Annotated in this window: 19 protein-coding genes; 4 read left to right on the top strand and 15 right to left on the bottom strand. The window is 43.5% G+C overall.

Annotated features, from left to right (window positions below):
* Positions 1 to 3: 3 nt before the first annotated feature.
* The 13 genes from ftsA to DXA54_RS18835 form a co-directional block, all read right to left on the bottom strand.
* A complete protein-coding gene (gene ftsA, locus DXA54_RS18895) occupies positions 4 to 1,455 on the bottom strand; it encodes a cell division protein FtsA (protein WP_004307356.1) in 1,452 nt (483 codons plus the stop codon).
* Between the two features lie 80 nt (positions 1,456 to 1,535).
* Positions 1,536 to 2,273: a cell division protein FtsQ/DivIB gene (locus DXA54_RS18890; protein WP_004298212.1), complete on the bottom strand. Its 738-nt coding sequence runs from the start codon at positions 2,271 to 2,273 to the stop codon at positions 1,536 to 1,538.
* Between the two features lie 63 nt (positions 2,274 to 2,336).
* The gene (gene murC, locus DXA54_RS18885) at positions 2,337 to 3,713 is read right to left on the bottom strand and encodes a UDP-N-acetylmuramate--L-alanine ligase (RefSeq protein ID WP_008649232.1); all 1,377 of its coding nucleotides are present in this window, start codon (positions 3,711 to 3,713) and stop codon (positions 2,337 to 2,339) included.
* Between the two features lie 88 nt (positions 3,714 to 3,801).
* Complete coding sequence (gene murG, locus DXA54_RS18880) at positions 3,802 to 4,923, bottom strand: undecaprenyldiphospho-muramoylpentapeptide beta-N-acetylglucosaminyltransferase (RefSeq protein WP_120080377.1); 1,122 nt, start codon at positions 4,921 to 4,923, stop codon at positions 3,802 to 3,804.
* Between the two features lie 31 nt (positions 4,924 to 4,954).
* Complete coding sequence (locus DXA54_RS18875) at positions 4,955 to 6,283, bottom strand: FtsW/RodA/SpoVE family cell cycle protein (protein ID WP_004298209.1); 1,329 nt, start codon at positions 6,281 to 6,283, stop codon at positions 4,955 to 4,957.
* A gap of 32 nt (positions 6,284 to 6,315) precedes the next feature.
* On the bottom strand, positions 6,316 to 7,650 hold the full coding sequence (gene murD, locus DXA54_RS18870) for a UDP-N-acetylmuramoyl-L-alanine--D-glutamate ligase (protein ID WP_004307347.1): 1,335 nt from the start codon (positions 7,648 to 7,650) through the stop codon (positions 6,316 to 6,318).
* 141 nt (positions 7,651 to 7,791) lie between these two features.
* The gene (locus DXA54_RS18865; protein WP_004307345.1) at positions 7,792 to 9,060 is read right to left on the bottom strand and encodes a phospho-N-acetylmuramoyl-pentapeptide-transferase; all 1,269 of its coding nucleotides are present in this window, start codon (positions 9,058 to 9,060) and stop codon (positions 7,792 to 7,794) included.
* A 90-nt stretch (positions 9,061 to 9,150) separates the two neighbouring features.
* Positions 9,151 to 10,599, bottom strand: a complete 1,449-nt coding sequence (locus DXA54_RS18860) for a UDP-N-acetylmuramoyl-L-alanyl-D-glutamate--2,6-diaminopimelate ligase (RefSeq protein ID WP_120080369.1) — start codon at positions 10,597 to 10,599, stop codon at positions 9,151 to 9,153.
* Between the two features lie 29 nt (positions 10,600 to 10,628).
* On the bottom strand, positions 10,629 to 12,755 hold the full coding sequence (locus tag DXA54_RS18855) for a penicillin-binding protein (RefSeq protein ID WP_004307341.1): 2,127 nt from the start codon (positions 12,753 to 12,755) through the stop codon (positions 10,629 to 10,631).
* A gap of 76 nt (positions 12,756 to 12,831) precedes the next feature.
* On the bottom strand, positions 12,832 to 13,188 hold the full coding sequence (locus tag DXA54_RS18850) for an FtsL-like putative cell division protein (RefSeq protein WP_008649240.1): 357 nt from the start codon (positions 13,186 to 13,188) through the stop codon (positions 12,832 to 12,834).
* A 6-nt stretch (positions 13,189 to 13,194) separates the two neighbouring features.
* Positions 13,195 to 14,109, bottom strand: a complete 915-nt coding sequence (gene rsmH / locus DXA54_RS18845; protein ID WP_004309512.1) for a 16S rRNA (cytosine(1402)-N(4))-methyltransferase RsmH — start codon at positions 14,107 to 14,109, stop codon at positions 13,195 to 13,197.
* Positions 14,096 to 14,566: a division/cell wall cluster transcriptional repressor MraZ gene (gene mraZ, locus DXA54_RS18840; protein WP_004307337.1), complete on the bottom strand. Its 471-nt coding sequence runs from the start codon at positions 14,564 to 14,566 to the stop codon at positions 14,096 to 14,098. The genes rsmH and mraZ overlap by 14 nt, the downstream gene beginning before the upstream one ends.
* Before the next feature lie 464 nt (positions 14,567 to 15,030).
* Positions 15,031 to 15,534: an RNA polymerase sigma factor gene (locus DXA54_RS18835; RefSeq protein ID WP_004298201.1), complete on the bottom strand. Its 504-nt coding sequence runs from the start codon at positions 15,532 to 15,534 to the stop codon at positions 15,031 to 15,033.
* 253 nt (positions 15,535 to 15,787) lie between these two features.
* Here DXA54_RS18835 and DXA54_RS18830 point away from each other — a divergent pair, with 253 nt between their 5' ends.
* Both DXA54_RS18830 and DXA54_RS18825 read left to right on the top strand, forming a co-directional pair.
* Positions 15,788 to 16,606 (top strand): 1-acyl-sn-glycerol-3-phosphate acyltransferase, encoded by an 819-nt coding sequence (locus tag DXA54_RS18830; protein WP_004324396.1) that lies wholly within the window; start codon positions 15,788 to 15,790, stop codon positions 16,604 to 16,606.
* A 26-nt stretch (positions 16,607 to 16,632) separates the two neighbouring features.
* Complete coding sequence (locus DXA54_RS18825) at positions 16,633 to 17,649, top strand: GNAT family N-acetyltransferase (protein WP_004309515.1); 1,017 nt, start codon at positions 16,633 to 16,635, stop codon at positions 17,647 to 17,649.
* Here DXA54_RS18825 and DXA54_RS18820 read toward each other — a convergent pair.
* Positions 17,621 to 18,967, bottom strand: a complete 1,347-nt coding sequence (locus tag DXA54_RS18820; protein ID WP_032846546.1) for a deoxyguanosinetriphosphate triphosphohydrolase — start codon at positions 18,965 to 18,967, stop codon at positions 17,621 to 17,623. The genes DXA54_RS18825 and DXA54_RS18820 overlap by 29 nt on opposite strands.
* A 258-nt stretch (positions 18,968 to 19,225) precedes the next feature.
* Here DXA54_RS18820 and DXA54_RS18815 point away from each other — a divergent pair, with 258 nt between their 5' ends.
* Positions 19,226 to 23,209: a hybrid sensor histidine kinase/response regulator transcription factor gene (locus DXA54_RS18815; protein WP_120080367.1), complete on the top strand. Its 3,984-nt coding sequence runs from the start codon at positions 19,226 to 19,228 to the stop codon at positions 23,207 to 23,209.
* 3 nt (positions 23,210 to 23,212) lie between these two features.
* Here the strand turns inward: DXA54_RS18815 and DXA54_RS18810 are convergent, their stop codons facing one another.
* Complete coding sequence (locus DXA54_RS18810; RefSeq protein ID WP_008776043.1) at positions 23,213 to 24,316, bottom strand: family 43 glycosylhydrolase; 1,104 nt, start codon at positions 24,314 to 24,316, stop codon at positions 23,213 to 23,215.
* Between the two features lie 188 nt (positions 24,317 to 24,504).
* Between DXA54_RS18810 and DXA54_RS18805 the strand changes: the two genes are divergently transcribed.
* Positions 24,505 to 25,896: an IPT/TIG domain-containing protein gene (locus DXA54_RS18805; RefSeq protein ID WP_032845065.1), complete on the top strand. Its 1,392-nt coding sequence runs from the start codon at positions 24,505 to 24,507 to the stop codon at positions 25,894 to 25,896.
* Positions 25,897 to 25,903: the final 7 nt, after the last annotated feature.

Here is a 25,903-nt window from a genome sequence, read left to right as displayed (position 1 = left end):
AGGTTACTTCATATCGTCGTCGGAAAAGATTTCTTTCGTCAACGAATCGATCTTGCGTTGAATCCAACTCGGACCTGCTTCTCTTTTCCGTCTTTCTTTCTCTTCCTTTTCCTTTTGCTTGCGAAGTTTTTCCGCTTCTTTGGCGGCTAGCTTGGCTTCCCGCTCTTCTTCTTCTTTCTTGAGACGGGCGATGCGGGCCTGTTCTTTCAGTTCCTGATCGTCCTCAAACATATCCACTGTCTTATGCACTTCCGGCTCCGGTTTGGAGACTGATGGTGCAGGAGCAGCTTGCGGAGCAGTTTCCGTCAGGCAGCAGTTCTGGTTACCTTCAAACAGGAGCCCGAACAAAGTGTTCTGCGAACCGTCTTTCTTCAGTATGTTGTTGGGCGCATGAACCGTATTGCGTGGGAGTTTCGCCATCCGTATCTTTTCTATCTTGCTGCGTTTGCGCAAGGTTTCGTCCAGATTCTTCAGGTTGGCGGCCCCTCCTGTCAAGATGATTCCTGCCAGCAATTTGTCCTCGTAGCTCGATAGTTGTATCTGGTTCCATACGTTGGCAACGATTTCCTCGGCACGGGCTTCGATGATATTGTTAAGATCCGCCACTTTGATGATACGGTTGTCATCATCCAGTTTGCAGGTTGCTTCTTCCTGTTCGGGGTCCTCTTCATAGAGGGCGTCACCGTAGGCTTTTTTCAGGCGTTCGGCTTCTTCCTCCTCCATTTGCAGGGTGGTGATGTCACGCGTGATGCTGTTGCCTCCCAAAGGCAATACAGTCAGGAAACGGAGAATGTTATTCTTATATACAGAGATGGTAGTTGTGTCTGCTCCGAAGTCGATCAGTGCACAACCCGAACGGCGTTCGCTTTCTGTCAGTACGGCATTTGCGGTTACTAAAGGAGCGATCAGTTGGTCGGCAATATCAATTTTAGCCTGTTGGAAACAGTGCTCCAAGTTCTTACGTACGGAAGCACGGGCAACGATATTGAGGAAACGTCCTTCGATGTGGCTTCCTACCAGACCTACCGGATTGGCTTGCAGGTTATTACCTACCTTATATTCTTGTGGAGCTACGTCCAATATATCCATATCGACCACCGGGATGGCAATGTTCTCATCACCGATAGCGCTTACAAGCTCTTCGGATATGATAGCTTCTTCCTCCAGGTCGCGGCTTACTACATTGCGGACGGTGCGGAGTGATTGTCCGCCGATGCCTACATATACCTTGGCAATTGAGTTTTTCAACTCACCTTCCAGTCTGTTGATGATTGAAGTCAGGCTTTGCGCTGTCTTGTCCAGGTTAAAGATCACTCCTTTACGAATGAACGTAGAAGAGTCTTCCTGGGCATACGCTAATACCTGCATGCTTCCGTCACTGTTCTTTTTTCCGGCCACACCGGTTATCTTCGATGAACCAAGTTCAATAGCGGCGATAAATTCTGTTGTTGCCATAGGGTTATTTTATTTACTATTTTACTATTTACAATTTACTATATAGAGAGACTGTTTACTTATCATCTATCACTTATCAACTACTCTCGTTTTGTACAGATAATCTGGTTGCTGAATTCGAGATTGATACGTGAATATTTGTTCCAGCCTACCCGGTTGAGTCCTTTTTTGTAGAACTCCTTCAAACGTGCCAGTTTATCTTCAAAGTTCTCCAGTTTTCCGAGATAGACCAGATGGTCTCCCACACGCGGCACCAATTCGATGTTCTGGTCGGGCAACACATGGATCTGCTCTATCTGGGCGTCCCAGAATTTATTATTATGCAAAAATACACCAAACTTATATAAATCCTTCATTGCAAACGACTTTTCTACGTTTCCGGTGACAATTACCCGGTGAGCGACGCATTTTGCTTCCGGTGGCATGATAGTTCCTTTGTTGTCAAGGTAGTAGTTTTGGCCGTTGGCGCTCATGACCCGGAGGATAGGAATACGTTGTGTCACTTCCACGCACACTTTGCCGCTGGGTGTTTTGTAGCATTCGGCTTCGTCAATCAACGGATGTTTGCTTAGCTCCCGTTCCAGTGACTTGGTGGAGATGCGTTCCATCTTCTTCCCGATGGGGTAGATCCCTTTCTGCTGAAGGATACCTTTCAGCTCTTCTTTGGTGATGAAGCCAGCGTATGCGGTATCCTTGATAACCAATTCCATGTCACGGCAGGTCTGGTCGGCAGGCTTGCGGTTGAAAGCGGTGATAGCTACGGCAAGGTAAGCTATGAGCACCAGCATGACGATGGATAGAAGGATTCTTTTAATCATAATCAAAAATTAAAGATTAAAATGCTTGCACTGTTTCGGACAGGCTGCCGGATGATTATTCATTTATCTTTTTTCTAATAGTTCCTTTATTTCGGGGACATAGTTATCGATGTCTCCGGCTCCTAAAGTAATTAATACTTCAATGTTTTTATCTTTCAGAATGTTCAGTATCTCTTCCTTTTTGCACATACTTTTTTCGATACCCGGACGGAGATTATCATAAATCAGTTTGCTGGTGACGCCCGGAATTGGTGCTTCACGTGCCGGGTAGATGTCTACCAGAATCACTTCGTCGAGTAGCGACAGGCTATCGGCAAAATCCTGATAGAAGTCGCGGGTGCGGGTATAGAGATGAGGCTGGAAGATGGCTGTGATCTTCTTGTCCTTGTAAAGTTCGCGCATAGACAACACGCTCTGTTTGATTTCAGAGGGGTGGTGTGCGTAGTCACTTAGAAAGACAATCCGGTCGTTCTTGAGTTTGAAGTCGAACCGGCGGTCTACTCCTCGGAAACTTGCCATACCTCTTTTAATTTCTTCATCGGTCACCCCGTTGAGGTGTGCCAATGCCATGGCGGCTACGCCGTTCTCTATGTTGATGCTTACCGGAATTCCCAGTTGGATGTCGTTGATACGGGTGTCCGGAGCAACAAAGTCGATGAATATCTCTCCGTTTCCGATACGGATGTTTTCTGCATGGAAGTCGCCTTCGTCACGTGAGTAAGTGTAGACACGAACGCCCGGCTGCACTTTGGGTTGCAGAGAGATGCCTTTGCGGATAATCAGTGCGCCACCCGGTTGGATTAGCGTGGTGTAATGTTCGAAACTTTCCAGGTAGGCTTGCTCTGTTCCGTAGATGTCCAGATGATCGGGGTCGGTAGACGTGATTACGGTCATATAGGGTGACAGCCAATGGAAAGAACGGTCGAATTCATCCGCTTCAATCACTGTGTAAGGGCTTGCTTGAGAGAGCAGTAGGTTGGTGCCGTAATTCTTTGAGATTCCTCCGAGAAAAGCGGTACATTCCACGTGCGACTGGTGGAACAGATGAGCTGTCATAGTCGATGTGGTTGTTTTCCCGTGAGTGCCTGCCACACACAGACCTTTGCTCGAGTGGGTAATTGTTCCCAATACTTGGGCGCGTTTCTGTATTTCGAATCCGTTGTTACGGAAATAAACGAGTTCTTCGTGTTCCTGCGGAACGGCCGGAGTGTATATGACTAACGTACTTTCCTTGTCTTTGCAGGCTTCGGGAATCAGGTCGACGTTTTCTTCATAATGTATTTGTGCGCCTTCGGAGATTAGCGTTTCAGTCAATGGAGTAGGAGTACGGTCATATCCTGCCACTACCTTTCCTTTGAAAAGGAAGTAGCGTACAAGTGCGCTCATACCGATGCCGCCGGCACCTACGAAATAGACTGATTTTATCGTTTCTATATTCATTTCTTCTGTCTTTTTATTTTAGTGCAGATTACGTTGTTTGATACGGGCATTGTGCCGTTACTTCAATCTGCGTAATCCGATCGTCCATTTATCTGTTCTTTGCTTCCGCCAGCTTAATGACCTCTTGTGCGATGATTCTCGCTGAATCGGGTAAAGCCAGTTTAGCGATATTCTCTGTTAGTTCTTTCTGTTTCTGCTCGTCGTTGACGGTGGACAGGGCTACGTCCATCAAAGTGGTTTCCGCTTCACTGTCTTTGACGTAGATAGCTGCCTGTTTGTTCACCAACGCTAAGGCGTTCTTCGTCTGGTGATCTTCTGCCACGTTGGGCGAGGGCACTAAGATAACAGGTTTGTGTAGCAGGCAGAATTCAGAAATGGAACCTGCTCCCGCACGGGAGATAACCAGATCGGCTGCTGCATAAGCGGCTGCCATATCTTTGATGAAATCCGTTACATATAAATTCGGAAGTGCTCCTGCCGCTTTTACGGCTTCTGTTACTTGCGGGTAATAGTATTTGCCCGTTTGCCAGATAAACTGCACGTCCGTGTTTTCCTTGATGGTTGTCAGACTGGCTGTCAGCGTGTTGTTGATGGTGCGTGCACCCAAGCTGCCACCTACAATCAGGATTGTCTTTTTGCCGGACTGTAAGTGGAAAGAACCTAGCGCTTCTTCTTTTGACGGCATATCCTTTGTCAGGTTCTGGCGGACGGGATTACCCGTCATGATGATCTTGTCGGCGGGGAAGAACTTTTCCATTCCGTCATAAGCTACACAAATCTTACGAGCTTTCTGTGCCAGGAGTTTATTAGTTACTCCGGCATACGAGTTTTGCTCCTGGATTAATGTGGGGACTCCCATCATTCCGGCAGTCTTTAGTGTTGGCCCGCTTGCATATCCGCCTACACCTACCGCCACTTGCGGGCGGAAGTTTTTGATTACTTTGCGCGCTTTCCATTGGCTGCGCATCAGTTTAATCAATACGGATACATTTTTCCATAAATGTTTGCGGTCGAATCCGGCTATCGGAAGTCCGATAATCCGGTAGCCTGCATCGGGAACCCGTTGCATTTCCATACGTCCTTCAGCGCCTACAAAGAGAATTTCTGCGTCGGGGCGTAGCTCTATTATAGCGTTTGCGATAGAGACGGCAGGAAAGATATGTCCTCCTGTTCCTCCACCGCTGATGATAATTCTAAGTTCTTTTTCCATCATTCTGTTTTCTTCTGTCCTTTCTCAACATTTACCGTTCATTGTTTCTGCTATCATGCTCATCTTCAAATTTGGCGTCGCTGTTCAGAATCTGCGCTGTCGGTTCGGCTGCGGCCTGTGCTTCCGAATTGGCTGCGGCATCCGCCTCTATTTGCAGTTGGATCTGTGCATCGTGCGCTTTCTGTTCTTCCAGATGAGCGGTATATCGGCTTACGCTTAATATCATTCCGATATAAGCGCAGTTGATTAACGTACTTGTACCTCCTTTGCTGACCAGAGGCAGGGGCTGTCCTGTGACAGGGAATAACCCGACGGCAACCATCATATTCAGTATTGCCTGTGATACCAACAACAGCGCAATACCCATGACGAGAAAGGCGGGGAAGGTTCGCTCGCACTTCTGGGCAATTCGTCCGGCTCGCATCAGCAGCCATAAATAGAGGAACACCACAAATATTCCTCCTACCAATCCCATTTCTTCAATCACAATCGCGAAGATAAAATCGGAGAATGCCTGGCTAAGGAAGTCACGTTGTATCGAGTTTCCCGGACCTTTGCCTACTACATGGCTGGTAGCAATAGCGATTCGCGCGTGTGCAATCTGTGCGTCTTTGTCAATATCAAATTTGGCTGCCGGCACTTCTTCTTTCTCAAAGAAACCGGAAACACGATTCTGCCACGTTTCGAAACGGTGAAGTCCCGGAGTGTTGTGCAGTGTTTTGGCGGGAATAGCCATCAGTATGCCTACGGCAACACCGCCTACAAGCCCCAATATCCCCAACATCCCGAACAGTTTCTTGGAAGATACCCGTCCGATGAACATCATCATACATACCACTCCGAACAGCAGCATTGCTGTCGAAAGGTTTTCCGGTGCGATGAGCAGGAATACCAGTCCGGTGAGGATCATGATATATTTAAAGGCATTCGGATTGGCCCCATATTCGTCCTGCCTTTTGGACAGGATGAATGAGACGGCAATGATTACCGCCATCTTTGCCAATTCCGATGGCTGGAATTGCAATCCCATAAAGGTCATCCAACGGGCGGCCCCGTTGACACGGTCGCCTGTGATGATGCCCATCAGCGTGACAAATGCCAGTAGAACCAGAGATACCGGATATAGAAAGACCGGAAATACCTGGAACCATTTGTAGGGAACATTATGCAGAAATACGACTACCACAGCTCCCACCATCAGGATGATGGAGTGTTGCGTAATCGGCCCCCAATGGTCGCCACTTTTGTAAGTCAGCGTCGACGCTGCCGAAAACACCTCGATGATCGAGATGAGGCAGAGACAGAGGAAGATAATCCAGATTACCTTGTCACCTTTGAATATGTTCTTTAATAAATCCAATCTTGCAGAATTTAAAAATTAATAATTAGAAATTAAAGGGCACGGACACATTCTTTAAATTGGTCGCCACGGTCTTCGTAACTCTTGAAGAGGTCGAAAGAAGCGCAGCAAGGACTTAATAATACCGTTTCACCTTTCTTTGCCAGTTCATAGGCTGCTTCTACGGCATCTTTCATTCCGGTTTGCACATCGGCTACCGGCAGACCGAAACGGTCGAAGAATTCGTGAAGCTTTTCGTTATGAAGTCCCAGATATACCAGTGCTGAACATTTTTCGCGTACCAGGTCTTCAATTTCAGTATAGTCGTTTCCTTTATCTTTACCACCGAGAATCAATACCGTTTTGGTAGTCATGCTTTGCAGGGCATACCAGCAGGAGTTGACATTCGTGGCTTTAGAGTCGTTAATAAAATCAATTCCGCGCACACGTGCCACCTTTTCCAACCGATGTTCCACTCCCTTGAAATCGGAGAGGGCTTTGCGGATGTTTTCTTTGGCAATGCCGGCAAGGTTTGCCGAGATACCGGCGGCTAAAGAGTTGTACAGGTTGTGTTGTCCTGTCAGGGCCAGTTCCTCTTGCTCCATGTTGAAGGCAATCGGTTCGGTGATTTTCACTTCGTGATCTTCTACGTATGCAATCGCTCCATCCTCTTTTACAGCGGCAAAAGGATACAAGTGAGCTTTCAGACCATGTTTTGCCAGTTCCTGTCTGATGATAGGGTCATCGTTCCAGAAGATGAAAGCATCGTCCGGTGTTTGGTTTTGGGTGATGCGGAATTTAGCGTCGATGTAATTCTGCATACAATGGTCGTAGCGATCAAGATGGTCTGGAGTGATGTTCATCAATACGGCGATGTTCGCACGGAAGTTATACATATTATCCAGCTGGAAAGAGCTAAGTTCGATAATATAGTAATCGTGGTAATCTTCGGCTACCTGCAAAGCAAGGCTTTTGCCGATGTTGCCTGCCAAACCTACGTTCAGACCTGCGCTTTTGAAAATATGGTAGATCAGGGAAGTCGTTGTGGTCTTCCCGTTAGAACCTGTAATACAGATCATTTTGGCATCAGTATAGCGTCCGGCAAACTCTATCTCGGAGATCACCGGTGTGCCTTGAGCTTTCAGTTTCAGGATGATCGGGGCATCATTCGGGATACCGGGGCTTTTGATAACCTCGTCGGCATTCAGAATGAGTTCTTCGGTATGGTGTCCTTCTTCCCAGGCAATCTGATGGCTGTCGAGAAGTTCCTTATACTTGTCCTTGATAGCGGACATGTCCGAAACAAACGTCTCAAATCCTTTGACTTTAGCGAGTACGGCTGCACCTGCGCCGCTTTCGCCAGCTCCTAAAATTACTATTCTTTTCATCTACAATAATGTGCCCTTATTTTCTAATTGATTGATTTATCTATTAGCTGTGCACATCTTTAAAGGTTAATAATCGGGTTAATACTCTCTATCTATAAAACTTGTTTTCCGTATGGAAACTTGGCTCCGGCACCTTGCCGGTTATCTTATTTTAAGCGTTATAATCGTTATTGCTGCCAATACAATCGTTACAATCCAGAACCGGACGGTAATCTTTGATTCATGAAACAGTTGGTCGGGTTTGGTGAATTTCACCGTGCATCCCGGTTCAATCAGGCTCATCGAAGTGCGGAAGTGATCGTGAATCGGTGTACGCTTGAACAATCGCTGTTTCACACCTTTTCGTTTTCCCGCCTTATAATAAGCCCGTTGCAGGATTACCGACAGGTTTTCTACCAGGAATACACCGCAAAGAATCGGTATCAGCAACTCTTTGTGGATGATGATGGCAAACACTGCGATAATACCGCCAATAGTAAGACTGCCTGTATCTCCCATAAATACTTGTGCCGGATAGGCGTTGTACCATAAGAAACCTATCAGTGCACCGATAAAGGCGCAGATATAGATTACGAGTTCTTCCGAGCCCGGAATATACATGATGTTCAGGTAGCCTGCAAATTCGATATGCGATGATACATAGGCCAGTACCCCCAACGTTGCACCGATAATTGCCGAGTTCCCGGCTGCCATTCCGTCCATACCGTCATTCAGATTGGCGCCGTTTGATACGGCGGTAACCACAATGATTGTGACAATGACGAACAATATCCATCCGGCTGTTTGCGCATGTTCTCCCATGAACGAAACCAGATCGGCATAATCAAGGTTGTTGCTCTTGAAAAAAGGAATCGTTGTCTGGGTAGATTTCAGGTCATTCGTTCCGTGTATCACTTCCATCTCCCTTCCCGGATTATGCACTTCGATATTTTCACGGATCACTACGTCCGGACTTAGGTACAAAGTCATGCCGACAATTAAACCTAAACCAACCTGCCCGATGATTTTGAATTTACCATGCAAACCTTCCTTGTCTCTTTTGAAGATTTTGATATAGTCGTCTGCAAATCCGAGTGATCCCAACCATATAGTAGTGATTAGCATCAGTATCATATATATATTATGCAGTTTACCTAACAATAAACAAGGTATCAGGATGGCTACAATGATGATAACGCCACCCATGCTCGGCACGCCTACTTTATTGACGCCAAACGGGTCGGTTTTAGCATCACGCTGCGTTTCTGTGATTTGTTTCCTTTTGAGTAGGTTGATGAACTTATCTCCCCAGATACTTGAAATAAGTAATGCGAGGATAACCGCCATCAAAGCACGGAATGAAGTATATCCGAACATTCCCGCTCCTGGAAAATTGAGCTTATGTAGCCATTCAAATAGATAGTATAACATAAATAATTTGCCAATTTATTGATGTGTTGTTATGCCGGTTGCTGTCGGATAGATAACGAAGCCGGTCGGCATATTAGCACAGTCTATTCATTATTTAAAAATTTCTTTAAGTACTTCTTTGTCATCAAAATGATGTTTCACTCCTTTTATCTCCTGGTAATTCTCATGTCCTTTTCCGGCAACGAGAATTACATCTCCTTTCTCTGCCAGCATACAAGCCGTGCGAATTGCTTCTTTACGGTCGGCAATGCTTAGTGTTTTCTTCATATCTTCCGCATCCAGTCCGGCAAGCATGTCATTGATGATGTCTTGCGGCTCTTCAAAGCGCGGATTGTCGGAAGTGATGATGACGCGGTCACTCGCTTTGGCAGCTTCCTTTGCCATGATGGGGCGTTTGCCCTTGTCGCGGTTACCGCCGGCGCCTACCACGGTAATCACTTTTCCTTTTCCTTCAAGCACTCCATGAATAGCGTTCAGTACATTAATGAGAGCATCCGGGGTATGTGCATAATCAACAATCGCCGTAATTCCCTGCGGTGAGCGGACCGCATCGAAGCGTCCGGCTACCGGATGAAGTGTGCTAAGAGCTACAAGCACCTCTTCCTCTTTCTTACCTAACAGAACTGCCGCCCCGAATACCGCCAATAAATTGGAAGCATTGAACTTTCCGATAAACTGAACTGCCAGTTCATGATTGTTGAAGTCGAGCAGCATCCCTTCGAAATGAGACTCTAATACCCGTCCTTTAAAGTCGCTAAGACTTCTCAATGAATAAGTATAGACCTTCGAACGTGTGTTCTGCGTCATTACCAGTCCGTTTTTATCGTCCAGATTGGTCAGGCTGAATGCATTTTTCGGCAGATCGTCAAAGAATTTCTTCTTCGCTTTCAGATAGTTCTCTACTGTTTTATGATAGTCGAGATGGTCGCGGGTCAGATTGGTAAAGATCCCTCCTGCAAACTTTAGTCCACTGATACGTTTCTGTGCAATCGAGTGGGAGCTGACTTCCATGAAAGCATATTTGCATCCTTCATCTGCCATCCGTCCCAACAAACAGTTCAACGTGATTGGATCAGGAGTAGTATGTTCTGTCGGAATTGATTCATCATCGATGTAATTGCAAACGGTAGAAATCAATCCCACCTTATAGCCGAAATAACGGAATGTATTATATAATAAGGTAGCGATCGTTGTTTTTCCGTTCGTCCCGGTAACGCCGACCAGTTCCAACTTGGAAGTCGGGTCTCCGTAGAAGGTAGTGGCAATCTTTCCTACCGCATCTTCGCTGTCTTTTACTCGTACATAGGTGATCCCCGCTACAGGTTCTTCCGGCATATCCTCGCAAAGGATGGCGATTGCTCCTTTTGCGATGGCAGCAGGTATATAAGCATGGCCGTCGGCTTGTGTGCCACGCATTGCCATGAATAGCTGTCCGGCTTCCACTAGACGGGAGTCTATGTTGACACCGGTGATTTCTATGTTTGAATCTCCGGCTACCTCTACCGGTTGGATTGCTTTCAGTAACTCATTTAATAACATCACTCTATTCAATTTTTAATCTTTAATTTTTAATTAAGCGTAAGCGTCACTGTCTGTCCCTTCTTAACAATCGTTCCGTTGGCTATCGACTGGCTTTTTACTTTGCCTACGCCGACCAGATTGACTTTCAATCCTTTGCTTTCCAACAAGTACACAGCGTCTTTCGCTCCCATACCTATCACACTCGGTACAAAATTCTGCATATTGCTCCGGCTCTCAAGAACCACAGCTTGTGGGGCAGAATGGGTATTTCCCCAAACCTCTTTGCCCGAATCAGCGATTTTGCCTTGTACGTTAATCTGCAGCTCTTCCAATACTCGTTGCGCTTCGCGCATCTCTCCGGCTTTTACATTCGGAATGACTACGGAATTAGTATCAATCGCATTGGTCAGCGGTAACCGCAAGTCTTTGGCATACACCCTTTCTGCAATCTTGCTGAACACACTACCTGCCATTAAACCTCCCGAAGCCGGTAATCCCGGTTTCTGGATAGAGACAATCATGCTATATTTAGGTGCTTCTGACGGGAAATACCCGCAGAAACTAACCAGATAATTTGTTCTTCCCGTTTTGTATCCGGCTGCTCCCTGTGAAATCTGCGCCGTTCCTGTTTTTCCTGAAACGTGGAACTGCTTGCTTCCCGCAGGTTTGGCAAGTCCTTCACCAACCACTTTTCGGAGAATCTCACGGATCTGTGCCAAAGTCTTATCCGAACAAATCTTGGGATTGATTACCTCTGTCGGATATTCTTTCACTACTTCCCCGTCCTTCATGGCAGCTTTGACAAACTTCGGACGCACGGTGACTCCGTTGTTGGCTATCCCATTATAGAATGTGAGAATATTGATCGGTGGAACCTGTGTCTCGTAGCCGATACTCATCCACGGCAATGTTGTCTTTGCAAAATAACGTTCTTTCGGGCCGCGTATATTCGGTTTTCCTTCTCCCGCAATCTGCAGGTGTAACGGCTGGTCGATGCTCATCCGTTTCAACCCGTCTACAAATTTCTGCGGGTTGCTGCCGTAGAAATGGTCTATAATATAAGAGGTACCCACATTGGACGAAACCCCTAGAATTTCCGTAACAGTCAGCTTTCCATATCCTCCGCGATGCCAGTTATGGTCTTTCATGACACGTCCATACATCGGCATCTGGCCGTTGCCGGTATCTACCACATAGTCCGGCGTGATCTTTCCGTCTTCAAGAGCTACCATGATAGAGGCCGTTTTGAAAGTAGACCCCGGTTCGAGCATATCACTAATAGCATTGTTGCGCATTTCGTAGTACTCACCGTCTTTGCCTTGCATCATGTTGACGATGGCTTTCACTTCTCCGGTACTTACCTCCATCAATACCACCACACCCACGCTCGCATTCAGCTCTTTCAGCTTATCCACCAACGCCTTCTCGCAAATATCCTGCATACCTACATCGATAGTACTAATCAGATCGCAACCATCAACTGGTGGCACATCGACAATGTTCAGGTATTTGTTCATCACCTTCTGACGGTGTGTCAATCCGTCCCGCCCTTTCAGGATGGTGTCGAAAGCAAGTTCGATACCATTTCTCGCTCCTTTGGCTGTGTCTGCATACACATCTCCCAGTGTACGGGCAGCCAGTGAACCGAACGGTTTCTTACGCTGATTGTAAGCTTGTTCCTTGAATCCGCCTTTATACCGGTTCAAGCAGAATACAGGCAGTCTCTTTACCTCTTTATATTGTATATAGGAGATACGTTTCGGATAAATCAGATAATTGCGGCTTTTTGCCTGGCGTCCTTTTTTGAGGTGTGCCTTGAATTGAGCCGCACTCTTGTCCGGGAATATCTTGTGAAGTCCGATACAGATTGAATCCATATTGGCATTGAGGATGGAATCCCGGCGTGCCTGATCTTTCTGCCTGCGTTTTTCATCCTTTTCACCGGACATAAAGTCCATATATATTCTGTACTCGGGCAGAGAGCTGGCCATCAGTTTACCGTCAGAAGAAATAATGTTTCCACGATTAGGTTTTACCGTCACATTCTCTTTTACGAAACGGTCAGCCACATCCTGCCAGTATTGTCGTTCGGCAAACATGGTGATGCCTGCTTTTACAACAATAGCTACTCCTATCAACGCCATCAACAGGATGACGAAGAAGTAACGGGTCATTATGTTCTTTTTATTAACTGCCACAGTATTTGTCTTTTAAACGCTTAACTATCATTTATCAACTATCCACTATCATCTATTTAATAAGGTAAGGAGGATTGGTTGATGTTTGCAAATCGCTTTCCTTACTCGATATATAATCTTCAATGCGTGACTGGCGGCTCTTTTCCATCAGCTCTGAGCTGCGAGTCAGTGCATCGTATTTAATGTCTATCAATTCTTGTTTCAGCCGGTCTATTTCGATCTGTTGTTGTTGACTGGCATAACGATTGTGAATGTAGAAGATGATGAATACCATGATAAGTACCAGCAACTTCGTTTGACGGCGGAAAAAATCGGTAGCCAGAATGTCTCCACCCAGAATACTCTTCAGTGAGGTACGTTTTTTCTTCTTGTCCTCTTCTGCTTTCTTGTTTACTACTTCTTCTTCCATATCTTTTTATTTCTTTTCTGCAATTCGTAATTTGGCACTTCTCGACCGCGGGTTTCGTTCTATTTCTGCCTCGTCGGGAACGATTACCTTATTGTTGACAAGGCGGAAAGGCGTTTGCAGATTGCCGAAGAAGTCGGTTTCCGCTTTTCCTTCTACATTGCCTGTCTTCATGATGTTTTTCACCATTCGGTCTTCCAGCGAATGATAGGTGATAACTACCAGTCTGCCGCCCGGCTTTAATGCCTCCGTAGCAGCCAGCAACATCTCCTTCAACGCCTCCATCTCTTGGTTTACTTCAATTCGTAGTGCCTGGAACACCTTTGCCAGCTCTTTCTTTTCGCGTTCACGACCGAAAAGCGGTTTGATGATTTCCAAAAACTCACCGATGGTCCGGATATTCTGTCCGCTTCTGGCTTTAACGATGACAGAAGCCAGTTTGCGGCTATTCTTTAGTTCCCCGTACAGGTAGAGGATGTTTGCAAGACGTTCTTCATCATAAGTATTCACGATATCTGCTGCTGTCATACCGGCACGCTTGTTCATACGCATATCCAGTGCCCCGTCAAAACGGAAGGAGAAGCCACGTTCGCTATCATCGAAATGATGGGAAGATACGCCGAGGTCGGCCAGGATCGCGTCTACCTGTTCGATGTCGTGATAACGCAGGAAGTTGTGCAGATAGCGGAAGTTACTGCGCACGAAGATGAAATGAGTATCGTTGACAATGTTCCGTTCAGCGTCCTCGTCCTGGTCGAATCCTAGCAAACGTCCGCCTTCTCCGAGCCGTGAAAGGATCTCGCGCGAATGTCCCGCTCCTCCGAATGTAACGTCTACATACGTTCCATCCGGTTGGATATTCATACCGTCAACGCTTTCTTTCAGCAATACAGGTACGTGATATGTCAATTCATCTTTCTCCATCTTGTCTATTATCATCGTTCATAATTTCTTCTAATGCTGCACCGAACTCTTCGGGTGACATGAAAGGCTGTTCTGCCCGTTCTTTCGCCCAGATCTCTATCTTGTTATCGATGCCGATAAAGCGAATATCCCCATGGATACTGCAAATCTGTAAATACCGTTTCGGAATTAATATGCGCCCGTTGCTATCAGGTGTCACTATTTCAACGTCGCTCACGAATTGCCTGAAAATAAGTTGGTGTTTGCTATTCCATTTGTTAAGTCTACTACGTAGCTCGTTCAACTCCTCGTTCCACACGCTCTCGGGGTATAGGGTTAAACAGTCTTGAAATACGTCTTTACGCATAATAAGCCTCTCTTCGGAAGCGGCTTGTAATTGCTTCCTGAAGGTGGCGGGTATGAACACCCTTCCTTTGGCGTCCGCCCTGGCTTCAATATTTCCTAAAAAACGTATCATTACCTTATTATAATAAGCGACCGTAAAAGTATGAAATTCCCCACAATTCCCCACAACTTTCCATAAAAAACTTTCAGAGAAGTTTTCAACAGAATGTTAAATGTCTATTTGCTTGAAAATGATATGCCTTCGAGAATGCTTTACTGGTGGGGAGCCCGTGGGCGTAGAATGGAAAAAATGTCTGTATAGGTAAAATTTAAATAATGTGGTGGGAGAGATTCTTTTTCATGCAATAGAGGTTTATCTGACACCCGGGTCTCAGTGCACCCGACACCCGGGTGTCAGATAGGTTGAGACCCGGGTGTTGTATGTGCTGACACCCGGGTGTCGGACAACTAATCTTCGCAATAAAAGAAAAGGCAGAATATACCGGAGTATTTCTGCCTTTTAATCATTATCAAAACTAAAAATCTGCATTAAAGAAATATGTGATTCAAAATCACTAAGTTTTATATAGTTAAGGTTTAGCGGAAGTCTTTCAACTCTTCCTGTAATTTCTGGCGCGTGAAGAAAATACGGCTTTTCACTGTACCCAACGGGAGGTTCAGTTTTTCCGCAATTTCACGGTATTTGAATCCTGAAACGTGCATCGCAAACGGAACTCTGTATTCTTTGGGGAGTTTGTTAACTACACGGTGCATCTCTTTCAGGTCGTATGCTCTTTCTGTATTTTCAGAACTTCCATCCTGTGGCAAATTCAGATGATAAAGATTATCAGTCTGGTCGATGAATGTCTGGTCGCGGACTACCTTGCGGTAGTTGTTTATGAATATATTGCGCATGATGGTATACATCCATCCTTTGAAATTTGTATCAGGGGTATATTTATCTTCATTATCTAATGCTTTTAATGATGTCTCCTGCAACAAATCGTTTGCTTCTTCACGGTCAGTTGTCAGTTTATAAGCGAAGCGTAGTAATTCATCTTGTACTCCTACTAAGTCTTTTCTGAAGCTTAAACTTTTCATAATGTGTTGCTTTTTAAAGGTGAATATTCGTTTGTTATTGTTGCAAGTTTACATGAATTTTTGAAACCCGGTAGGGGAAAAACTGACGTTTTTTTACCCGAAAACTATCCGCGGATAGTTTTTAGGTCATTTTTGATAGTTTTTGGGTGGTGTTTTTTTATGTTCTGAACTTAAATCCTGCATTTTCTACCAAATTATTGCGATTAATAAAAAAGAACCGTTAATTTTGTGCCATCATTTTTATTTGAAAAGAATGACTGATGACTCTTTATTTTTGATTGATGTCGATAAGATACTTCGGACAAAGGCTCCGAAGCATTATAAGTACATCCCTAAATTCGTGGTTTCTTATCTGAAGAAAATTGTTCATCAGGATGAAATTAATGTATTCCTGAATGAGTCGAAGGATAGATTGGGTGTGGACTTTCTGGAGGCATGTATGGGCTTTTTGGATGCGAAAGTGGACATAAAAGGCATTGAGAATTTGCCTAAGGATGGATTGTATACTTTTGTGTCCAATCATCCGTTAGGTGGACAGGATGGTGTTGCGCTTGGTTATGTGTTAGGAAAGCACTATGAGGGGAAGGTGAAATACCTGGTGAATGATCTATTGATGAATCTACGCGGGTTGGCTCCCCTTTGCATACCTATTAATAAAACCGGCAAGCAGGCAAAGGACTTTCCGAAGATGGTGGAAGCCGGATTCCAGTCCGACGATCAGCTGATTATGTTTCCTGCCGGACTGTGCTCGCGCCGTCAGAATGGAGTGATTCGCGACCTGGAATGGAAAAAGACATTTGTAGTAAAGAGCATACAAGCAAAACGTGATGTAATACCCGTGCATTTTGGGGGCAGGAATTCTGACTTCTTTTACAATCTGGCAAATGTTTGCAAGGCACTGGGCATTAAGTTTAACATTGCTATGTTGTATCTTGCGGATGAAATGTTTAAGAATCGCCACAAAACTTTTACTGTCACTTTTGGCAAACCTATACCCTGGCAGACTTTTGATAAATCGAAAACTCCTGCGCAGTGGGCTGAATACGTAAAGGATATTGTTTATAAACTGTAACTGATAGAACAACTATAACAAGGAATATGGAAGAGATTATTAAACCGGTAAGCAAAGAACTGCTAAAGGCAGAATTGACGGAAGACAGACGCTTACGAATGACGAATAAGAGTAATAATCAGATTTATATTATTACTCATCAGAATGCTCCTAATGTGATGAGAGAGATTGGTCGTTTGCGTGAAATAGCTTTCCGTGCTGCTGGTGGAGGTACAGGTCTGTCAATGGATATTGATGAATACGACACGATGGAGCACCCCTACAAGCAGTTGATCGTATGGAATCCGGAAGCGGAAGAAATTCTGGGCGGTTATCGGTATCTGCTTGGTACGGACGTGCGTTTTGATGAAAAAGGCGCGCCAATTCTGGCTACTTCCCACATGTTTCATTTTTCTGATGCTTTTATTAAAGAATACCTGCCGCAGACAATTGAGCTGGGGCGTTCGTTTGTTACGCTTGAATATCAGTCTACCCGTGCCGGAAGCAAAGGATTGTTCGCTTTGGATAATCTGTGGGATGGGTTGGGAGCGTTGACCGTGGTTATGCCGAATGTGAAGTATTTCTTTGGCAAGGTGACCATGTATCCTAGCTACCATCGTCGTGGCCGTGATATGATTCTTCATTTCCTCAAGAAACATTTTTATGACCAAGAGAAGCTTGTTACTCCGATTGAACCTCTGCAACTTGAGACTTCCGAAGAAGAGTTGAACGCATTGTTCTGCAAGAATACTTTTAAAGAGGACTATAAGATATTGAATTGTGAAATCCGTAAGTTGGGCTATAATATTCCTCCGTTGGTAAATGCGTATATGAGCTTAAGCCCTACGATGCGTATGTTCGGAACAGCTGTCAATTACGAGTTCGGTGATGTGGAAGAAACCGGTATCCTGATTGCTGTAGACGAAATTCTTGAAGATAAACGAATTCGACACATCCAGACGTTTATTGAAAGCCATCCGGATGCGTTGAGATTGTCTTCTTGTGAAGGGGAAGAAGTGTTTACTCCTAAAGTGGTTACACCGCAGGCAGACTGTTCCCGTTAATTTTACGATAAAGATCAAGAGCAAAGACGTCGGTCATTCCCGATATATAGTCAAGTACCGCCTGTATTCTTTCATAGAGTACGGGCGCTTTTATATTGTATTGACTGGAAACCCGGTCGATCAGGAGTTTGGAATAAGTCTTTTCGGGTGAGGTTACGGCATCTATCATCAATTCGAGCAGGGTGCTGATGATGCGGAATCCCGCCAGTTCAACATCCAGTACGTCCCGTGAACGGTAGATTTTATTGATAGATACTTCGACGCTGTGTTTATAGGCTGCTGCCGGACGCTCGGCTATGCGCTTGATTAGTGATCCTTCGAACGTGCCGGACAGTATTTCTTGTTCATGATCTAAAAAGACACGGGTACACTCCCGGATCAATAAACCGATGACGGAAGAACGCAGGTAGGCGATTTGCTCGTTGACATCATTGACAATCAGGAATGTTTTCCGGAGATGTTCTTGTCGCTCTTCGCTGAAATAGGTCATTAATAGTTCTTTGGTTTCTTCAGTGGTGAGAATCTTCAGTTTATATGCATCCTCAATATCCATCATCTGATAGCAAATATCGTCTGCCGCTTCCACTAAATAGACTAGTGGGTGGCGTGCATACTTCAAAGGATGCTCGTTGAGCAAGGTCAGTCCTAATTCAGTTGCTATTTTTTGGAAACTTTCTTCTTCGCTGACGAAGAATCCAAACTTCGATTTGGTTCTTGCAAGGCTCGATGAAAAGGGATATTTTACGATAGAAGCCAGAGTGGTGTATGTCAGGACGAATCCGCCTTTGCGACGTCCTTCAAACTGATGTGTCAGTATTCGGAACGCATTTGCATTTCCTTCAAAATGTGTCAAATCTTCCCATTCCATCGGAGACAGTTGCTCGCCGTTCGGCTGCTTTTCTTTCAGACGAACTCCTTTTCCTTCAGAGAAAAAGGTAGAAATAGCCTTTTCACCTGAATGACCGAAGGGCGGATTACCCAAATCGTGTGCCAGGCAAGCGGCCGAGACGATAGAACCAATCTCCGGCAGAAAAGAATCTTGAAGTTCCGGATGACGTTCCAGAAGTGCTTTGGCAACATCGTCCCCGAGTGAACGGCCAACGCTGGCTACTTCGAGACTGTGCGTAAGTCGGTTATGTACAAAAACGCTGCCCGGAAGAGGGAATACTTGCGTCTTGTTCTGTAATCTGCGGAAAGGAGCCGAAAAAATGAGACGGTCATAGTCCCGTTGGAATTCGGATCGGTTTTCCTGTCGTTCTTCGTGGAATTCTTCCATCCCGAAACGTTTCGCTGATATTAGTTGTTTCCAATTCATCATTTTATTTACGATTTAACGATTTGCGATTTGATGATTGATGAATGTGTCAATTGACAGTTGGTACATTAGCACCTTGCCTTATTAGCACATTATTTATTATTTAACTGCAAACTTAACTATTTTTCAGTTCAAAATGTGTATTTTCGCTTGTTAAATCTGCTGTCCGAGATATTTGTCGTTAAAGATAAAATAGATTCGGGGTTTTGACTGAATCGGCGGTAGACTTGATCTGGATTAATCTTTTTACTTCTTATTTATATGAAAAAACAGGTTACAGCCTTTATCTGTATAATCGTTTTCAATTTTGAAGCCATATTCGCTTCTACTGATTTCTCTTTTAAAAGGTATCAGGTGGAAGACGGACTTTCGCACAATACGACTTGGTGTTCGATTCAAGATAGCTATGGCTTTTTGTGGATTGGCACAAGTGATGGACTGAATTGTTATGATGGTTGTGGCAACAGGGTGTATCGGAATGCTTTGAATAATAAATATTCTTTGGGTAATAATTTCGTCAGTTCCCTTTTGGAAGAAGGGGAAAATATCTGGGTAGGAACAAATTCGGGACTTTATATCTATGACCGTTCTACTGACCGCTTTTCTTATTTTAATGAAACAACACGGTATGGCGTATTTGTCAGTAGTGAGGTGAAGAAAATCATAAAAACTCAAAGCGGTTTGATTTGGATTGCTACGTTGGGGCAAGGTGTGTTTATTTATGAACCAGTGACAGGTGTGCTGACACAGAATAGTATTCATACTTCTTTTGTTTGGGATATCTGTCAGAGTGCAGATTCCCGTATTTATGTTTCTTCAATGCAGGAAGGACTATTTTGTTTTGATGAGAAGGGAACCTTTCTGCAAAATTATCCGGTTCTGTCAGATTCAAACATAGGCAGTCAGAGAATCAATTGTCTCTATAGTATTAAGAATGAAATATGGTTTGGCGTGGGTACTAATTTATTAGGTTGTTATCAGGAAGGAAGCCCGGATTTGAAAATTTATGATGCGTCTGCACAGAATTTCGGTGCTATTCTCTGTTTGATGGATTATAACGAAAAAGAATTGTTAGTTGGTACGGATAATGGACTGTATCTGTTCAATCGCGACCTTAAAACATTTCGTAGAGGCGATTCTCCCTTTGGCTTGCGGGCATTGGGCGATCCAACTGTTAATGCAATGATGTGGGATGCCGAAGGTACACTTTGGGTGATGACTAACTCCGGCGGAGTGAGTTACATGACTAAGCAATTGAAGCGTTTTGATTACTATTCCCTTATCTCATTATCAGGTACATTAGAGCTTGGCAGGGAGATCGGCCCTCTTTGTGAAGACCAGAATGGAAATATCTGGGTGGGAACCCGGTACGGGTTATGTTTTTTCAATACACAAATTCATTCACTTTCGGAGTATACTTTAAAGAATGTGGATGCGAGATATGACATTCGTAGCTTGCTGCTAGATGGCGACCGCCTTTGGATAGGAACCTATGCGGAAGGGTTGCATGTGCTAAACCTGAAAACTGGAGCAGTAAAGAGTTATGTCCATTCTCGCGATATTCCCTATACAATTTGTAGTAATGATGTCTTGAGTCTCTTTAAAGACCGAAAAGGAGATGTTTTTGTTGGAACAAGTTGGGGGTTATGTCGTTACAATTCGCAATTGGATAATTTTGTGACAATCATTCATGTCGGCTCTATGGCTTCTGTAACTGATATTTATGAGGATATGTACAATAGTCTTTGGGTTGCGACCTCAAATAGTGGTGTCTTTCGTTATAATACAGTGAACGATCGTTGGGAACATTTTGAACATATACGTGAAGATACAACAACTATTACCAGTAATTCTGTGATTACATTGTTTGAAGATATGAAAGGAACAATGTGGTTTGGAACCAATGGAGGAGGATTATGCTCATTCTCCAAAGATACGGAGACTTTCATTGACTTCGACCCGGAAAATACATTGTTGCCTAATAAGGTAATTTTCTCTATAGAACAGGATCGGACCGGTGATTTTTGGATTTCCTGTAATGCCGGATTATGCCGCATTAATCCCGTGTCTCAAAAGAACTTTCATTTATTTACCGTAAATGATGGTTTGCAAGGTAATCAGTTTACCGCACAGTCTTCATTGAGATCGTCCACAGGGAAGTTCTATTTTGGAGGAATCAATGGTTTCAATGTATTTGAACCGGGGCAGTTTACGGATAATACCTATCTTCCCCCTGTTTATGTTACTGATATTAGTTTCCCTTATTTGACAGATGAACAAGAAGTGAAACGGCTGCTTCGTTTAGATAAGCCCTTCTATAAAGCGGATAAGATCCAATTACCCTATACAAATAATAGTTTTACAGTACGTTTTGTAGCACTTAGTTATGAAGATCCACACAGAAATCGTTATACTTATATGTTGAAAGGTATTGATAAGGAGTGGATACATTCATCTAATAATACGGCCTCATACACCAATCTTCCAGCTGGGGAATATGAGTTTTTAGTTTGTGGCTCTAACAATGACCATCACTGGAATGAGAAAGCGGCTTCCTTATGGATTGTGATAACTCCGCCCTGGTGGCGGACTAGTGTCGCTTATTTTATGTATATACTATTATTTCTGTGTACAGCTTGCTATATTGGTTGGCGTTGGAATCTCTATGTCAAGCGTAAATATAAACGTCGTATGGAGGATTATCAGGTTGCCAAGGAAAAAGAGATGTATAAATCGAAAATCAATTTTTTTATCAATCTGGTACATGAAATACGTACTCCTCTTAGTCTGATTCGGCTCCCTCTGGAAAAGTTGAGGGAAGAGGAAAAAGAAGAAAGAAAAGAAAAATACCTTTCGGTGATGGATAAGAATGTAAATTATCTGTTGGGAATAACGAATCAGTTACTTGATTTTCAGAAGATGGAGAGTGGAGCATTGCAACTTAGCATGAAGGAGTGTAGTATTAATGCGTTGATGAGTGATATATTCAATCAGTTCAATGGTTCTGTAGATTTGCAAGGGTTAACAATCTGTCTTAGTTTACCTCCTGAAGAAATTAGTGTGATGATTGATTCGGAGAAAGTTAGTAAAATTTTGGTAAACTTGGTAGGAAATGCTATTAAATATGCAAAATCTCAAGTCGAGATGCGGCTAATATTATTGGGCGATAGGGTAAATATAATAGTGAGTGATGATGGCCCCGGAGTCCCTGAAGGTCAGCAAAATAAGATATTTCAGGCTTTCTATCAATTGCCGGATGATCCGGTGGCAACGTCTACAGGTACAGGGATTGGTTTGGCATTTGCCAAATCTTTGGCAGAAGCTCATCATGGAACTTTATCATTAGAAAATAGGATGGAAGGTGGTTCCTCATTTATATTGTCTTTGCCGTTGGAAACAGTAGTAACGGAAAGTATTCCGAATGAATTTGCTGAAATGCAGATGATAGATGTGGAAGGAAAAAAAATGCCGGATTCGGAGTTTGGAAATAAGAGATTCATTGTTTTGTTGGTGGAAGATAATGTCGAGTTATTAAATTTGACCAGAGAATCTCTAAGTGATTGGTTTAAAGTTTTTTCTGCCTGCAATGGAAAAGAAGCACTGGAAATACTTTCACGTGAGAGTATTGATGTCATTGTAAGTGATATTATGATGCCCGAAATGAATGGTCTTGAATTATGCAACTATATAAAATCAGATCTAGTTTACTCTCATATTCCCGTTATCTTGTTGACAGCGAAGACAACGTTAGACTCAAAAGCGGAAGGTTTTGAAAATGGTGCTGATGCATATATTGAGAAACCATTCTCTATTAAGCAGCTCCATAAACAAATCGAAAACTTATTAAAACTGCGACTGGCCTTCCATAAGTTGATGATTAATCTTTCTGGAAGTCCGGCTTCTTCATTGGCGGATTTTGCTCTTTCACAAAAAGATGTAGAATTTATAGAGAGGGTAAATACGATTTTGTCGGAACTGCTTGCTGATGAGAGTTGCTCGATAGATTTGTTAGCAGAGCAGATGAATATGAGTCGTTCTAATTTTTCCCGGAAGATAAAGGCTCTGTCTGGTATGCCGCCTCATGATTATATAAAGAACTTTCGGTTGAATAAGTCGACTGAACTAATCATGAGTGGTATACGAATAGCTGAAGTTGCCGAACAGTTAGGGTTTACTACTTCTTCGTATTTTGCAAAGTGTTTTAAAGAAAAGTTTGGGGTATTACCGAAAGATTATAAAGGATAACAGCTAGTTCCTATCACTCGTGGGGGTGCCAGACGGCTTTTGAAGCAGGGTGCTTTCCTTTTGGGGGATTCCTAAAATGGGAATTCCATTTTCATCCCATTCTATCTTTTGTATGCGTGTTGTCCGACCGTCCAAAACGAACATGTCACGAAGGGCGTTTCGAGCGTGGTAAAGTATATACCATTCTTTCTTGTCGGGTGAAGGTATGAAACACAGGCTACCGGGGCCATACACATGATTCTCTGGTGCTTGTTTGAATACAGGTTCCAGAGATTTCTTCCATGAATTCGGGTTGAGAAGATCGCTGTTAGCATCAGCTGTTAATAACCCTACACAATAATAAGGTGTCCAGTTACCGCTTGCAGAGTAATATATTAATAATTTGTCTTTGTTTTTGGAACGGAAAAATTGTGGAGCTTCATTCACATGAATAGGATAACCGGTTTTATTGCCATCTACACTGATCCATTGACATTCCCATTCGTATTCAGGTTTGGATATTAATATACGGTCTGAGGCTAGTGTCCATGGATTTTTCATTTCAGCGATATAGATACATTGGGTTTCTTGATAAATTCTTCTGGTTTCCCATCCGCACCAGATTAGATAACGTTTGCCATTATGCTCGAAAGGATTAGCATGAATAGCCAAGTTATTATTTTTATCGGTCGATATTCTTCCTTTCATGACAAACTCTCCTTTCATGGGATCGGGAGATTCATTTTCTAGCACATATATCTGACGATTGTCTATATTACCATCATCAGCAGCGCAATAGATATACCATTTATTGTCCATATAGTGTATCTCTGGTCCCCAAAGATGAGATATACCCGAGCCATTTTGGGGCGAATATACGTTTTTTTTTGCTGCTTCTGCCAGTTGTGTAATATCATCAGTTTCCCATAATATGATACAGTCTGCTAAACTTTGAGTATAGTAATATTTTCCTTCATGAAAGATGGCCCATGGCTCGGATCCTCCACCTATGACAGGATTTGTGTAGAAAAGTGTAGAGTCAATGCCTGTTTGTTTATCAGTCTTTTTGCTTTGGCATGATAGACAAACGATAAGCAATATTAAAAATAAGCAATTTTGAAATTTCATAGTGCTTTCTTTGCTAAGATACTTGCAAAGAAAGCACAAATTATTTAATTCTGGAGCTGTTTGATTAGTTTTTATTGTTTGTTAGTTAGGAATTAGCCTATAATTAATACCCTCCTTTCTATATTTGCAATTAATAAATCTTTGGGCCCATTGACTATTAAATCTTATTATTAACTAAATTTATTATTATGATGAACAGGACAGGAAAAAGAATGAATGTTGTTAAGGCATTTTGTTTACTTGCTTTGCTTGGTTGTTTCATCGGTTGTAAAGACGATGAAAAGAGAAAGGAGCAAGCTTTTGATAACAGTTTGCCTATTGAAATTGTGGGCTTCGAGCCCAGGGAAGTCACTCCAAGAACACAGTTACTTATTTATGGAAAAAACTTCGGTAATGATCCTTCCTTGATTAACTTGAAGTTGGGAGGCGTGGAGACTAGAGTCGTAAACTGTAACAATGAGTGCATATATTGTATGGTACCTCGCAATGCCGGTAAAGGGACTATAGAAATTTCTATTGGTGATCAAGCTGCTATAGCTCCTGACAGATTTACTTATATAGCCAATACGCAGGTTACTACGTTATGTGGCTATGTGGATGAGACTGGGCGATATGAAGTGAAGGATGGCCCATTCAGTGATTGTGGTTTGAATTCGCCTACATGGCTGAGCATTGATCCTAAGAACCCGAATCATATTTATATGATTGAGAATAAAAGTAGTATTCGTTTGATCGACATGGAGGTACAAGAACTGACTACAGTGGCAACGGTGGGGCAGTTGAATATTCAAGATCCGCGTTCTTTATGCTGGAGTCTGACTGGTGATACTCTATTTGTGAGTAATTATTCCGAGGGTGATTCTCCGATTGTTGTCACTATGCTTTTGCGTAGCGAAGAATTTAAGAAAGCTCATCCGCTTTTTTCCGGTTATAAATGGGTTATTTCGGCAACTATTCATCCACAGACGGGTGACATCTATTTTGCTCAGGAATCGGATGCCACTATCAAACGCTATAATATGGCAACAAAAGAAGTGGAAACAATGTTTTCTGTGGGTGGAAGCTGGGTATGGATGTATGTTTACTTTCATCCTTCCGGTGACTTTGCCTATGTCATGCGTCCGCGTGAAGGAACTATCTTCAAATGCCAGTTTAACAAGACGACAAACTGGCTGGAACTGCCGAGTATCTATGTTGGAAATTGGAATCAGGGATACAATGAAGGTATAGGAACGAATGTCCGTATGGGGGTGATGTGGCAGGGCACTTTTGTGAAAAATGAGAAATACATAGAGCAGCATAAAGACGATATCTATGACTTTTATGTGGCAGATGGAGAATTGTGGGGTAACCACCCTGGAGATCTGATATGGAAGGTCACTCCTAATGCCGAGGCCATCCGATACGCAGGGCGTGGAAGCGTGGCAATGGATAATAGCCATTTCGGATACGTTGACGGCGATTTGCTTCAGGAAGCCCGTTTCAACGGACCGCACAGTATTGCCTTTGATGAAGTGAATAAGATATTTTATATTGGTGATGAGTATAATCGCCGTATCCGTCAGATTATTGTGGAATAAAAAATAG

The organism is Bacteroides sp. OF03-11BH, from assembly GCF_003604005.1.
GTDB classification, from domain to species: Bacteria; Bacteroidota; Bacteroidia; order Bacteroidales; family Bacteroidaceae; genus Bacteroides; species Bacteroides ovatus.
The sequence above is the reverse complement of the archived record's forward strand: the minus strand, read 5'-3'. Positions and strand labels throughout refer to the sequence as shown.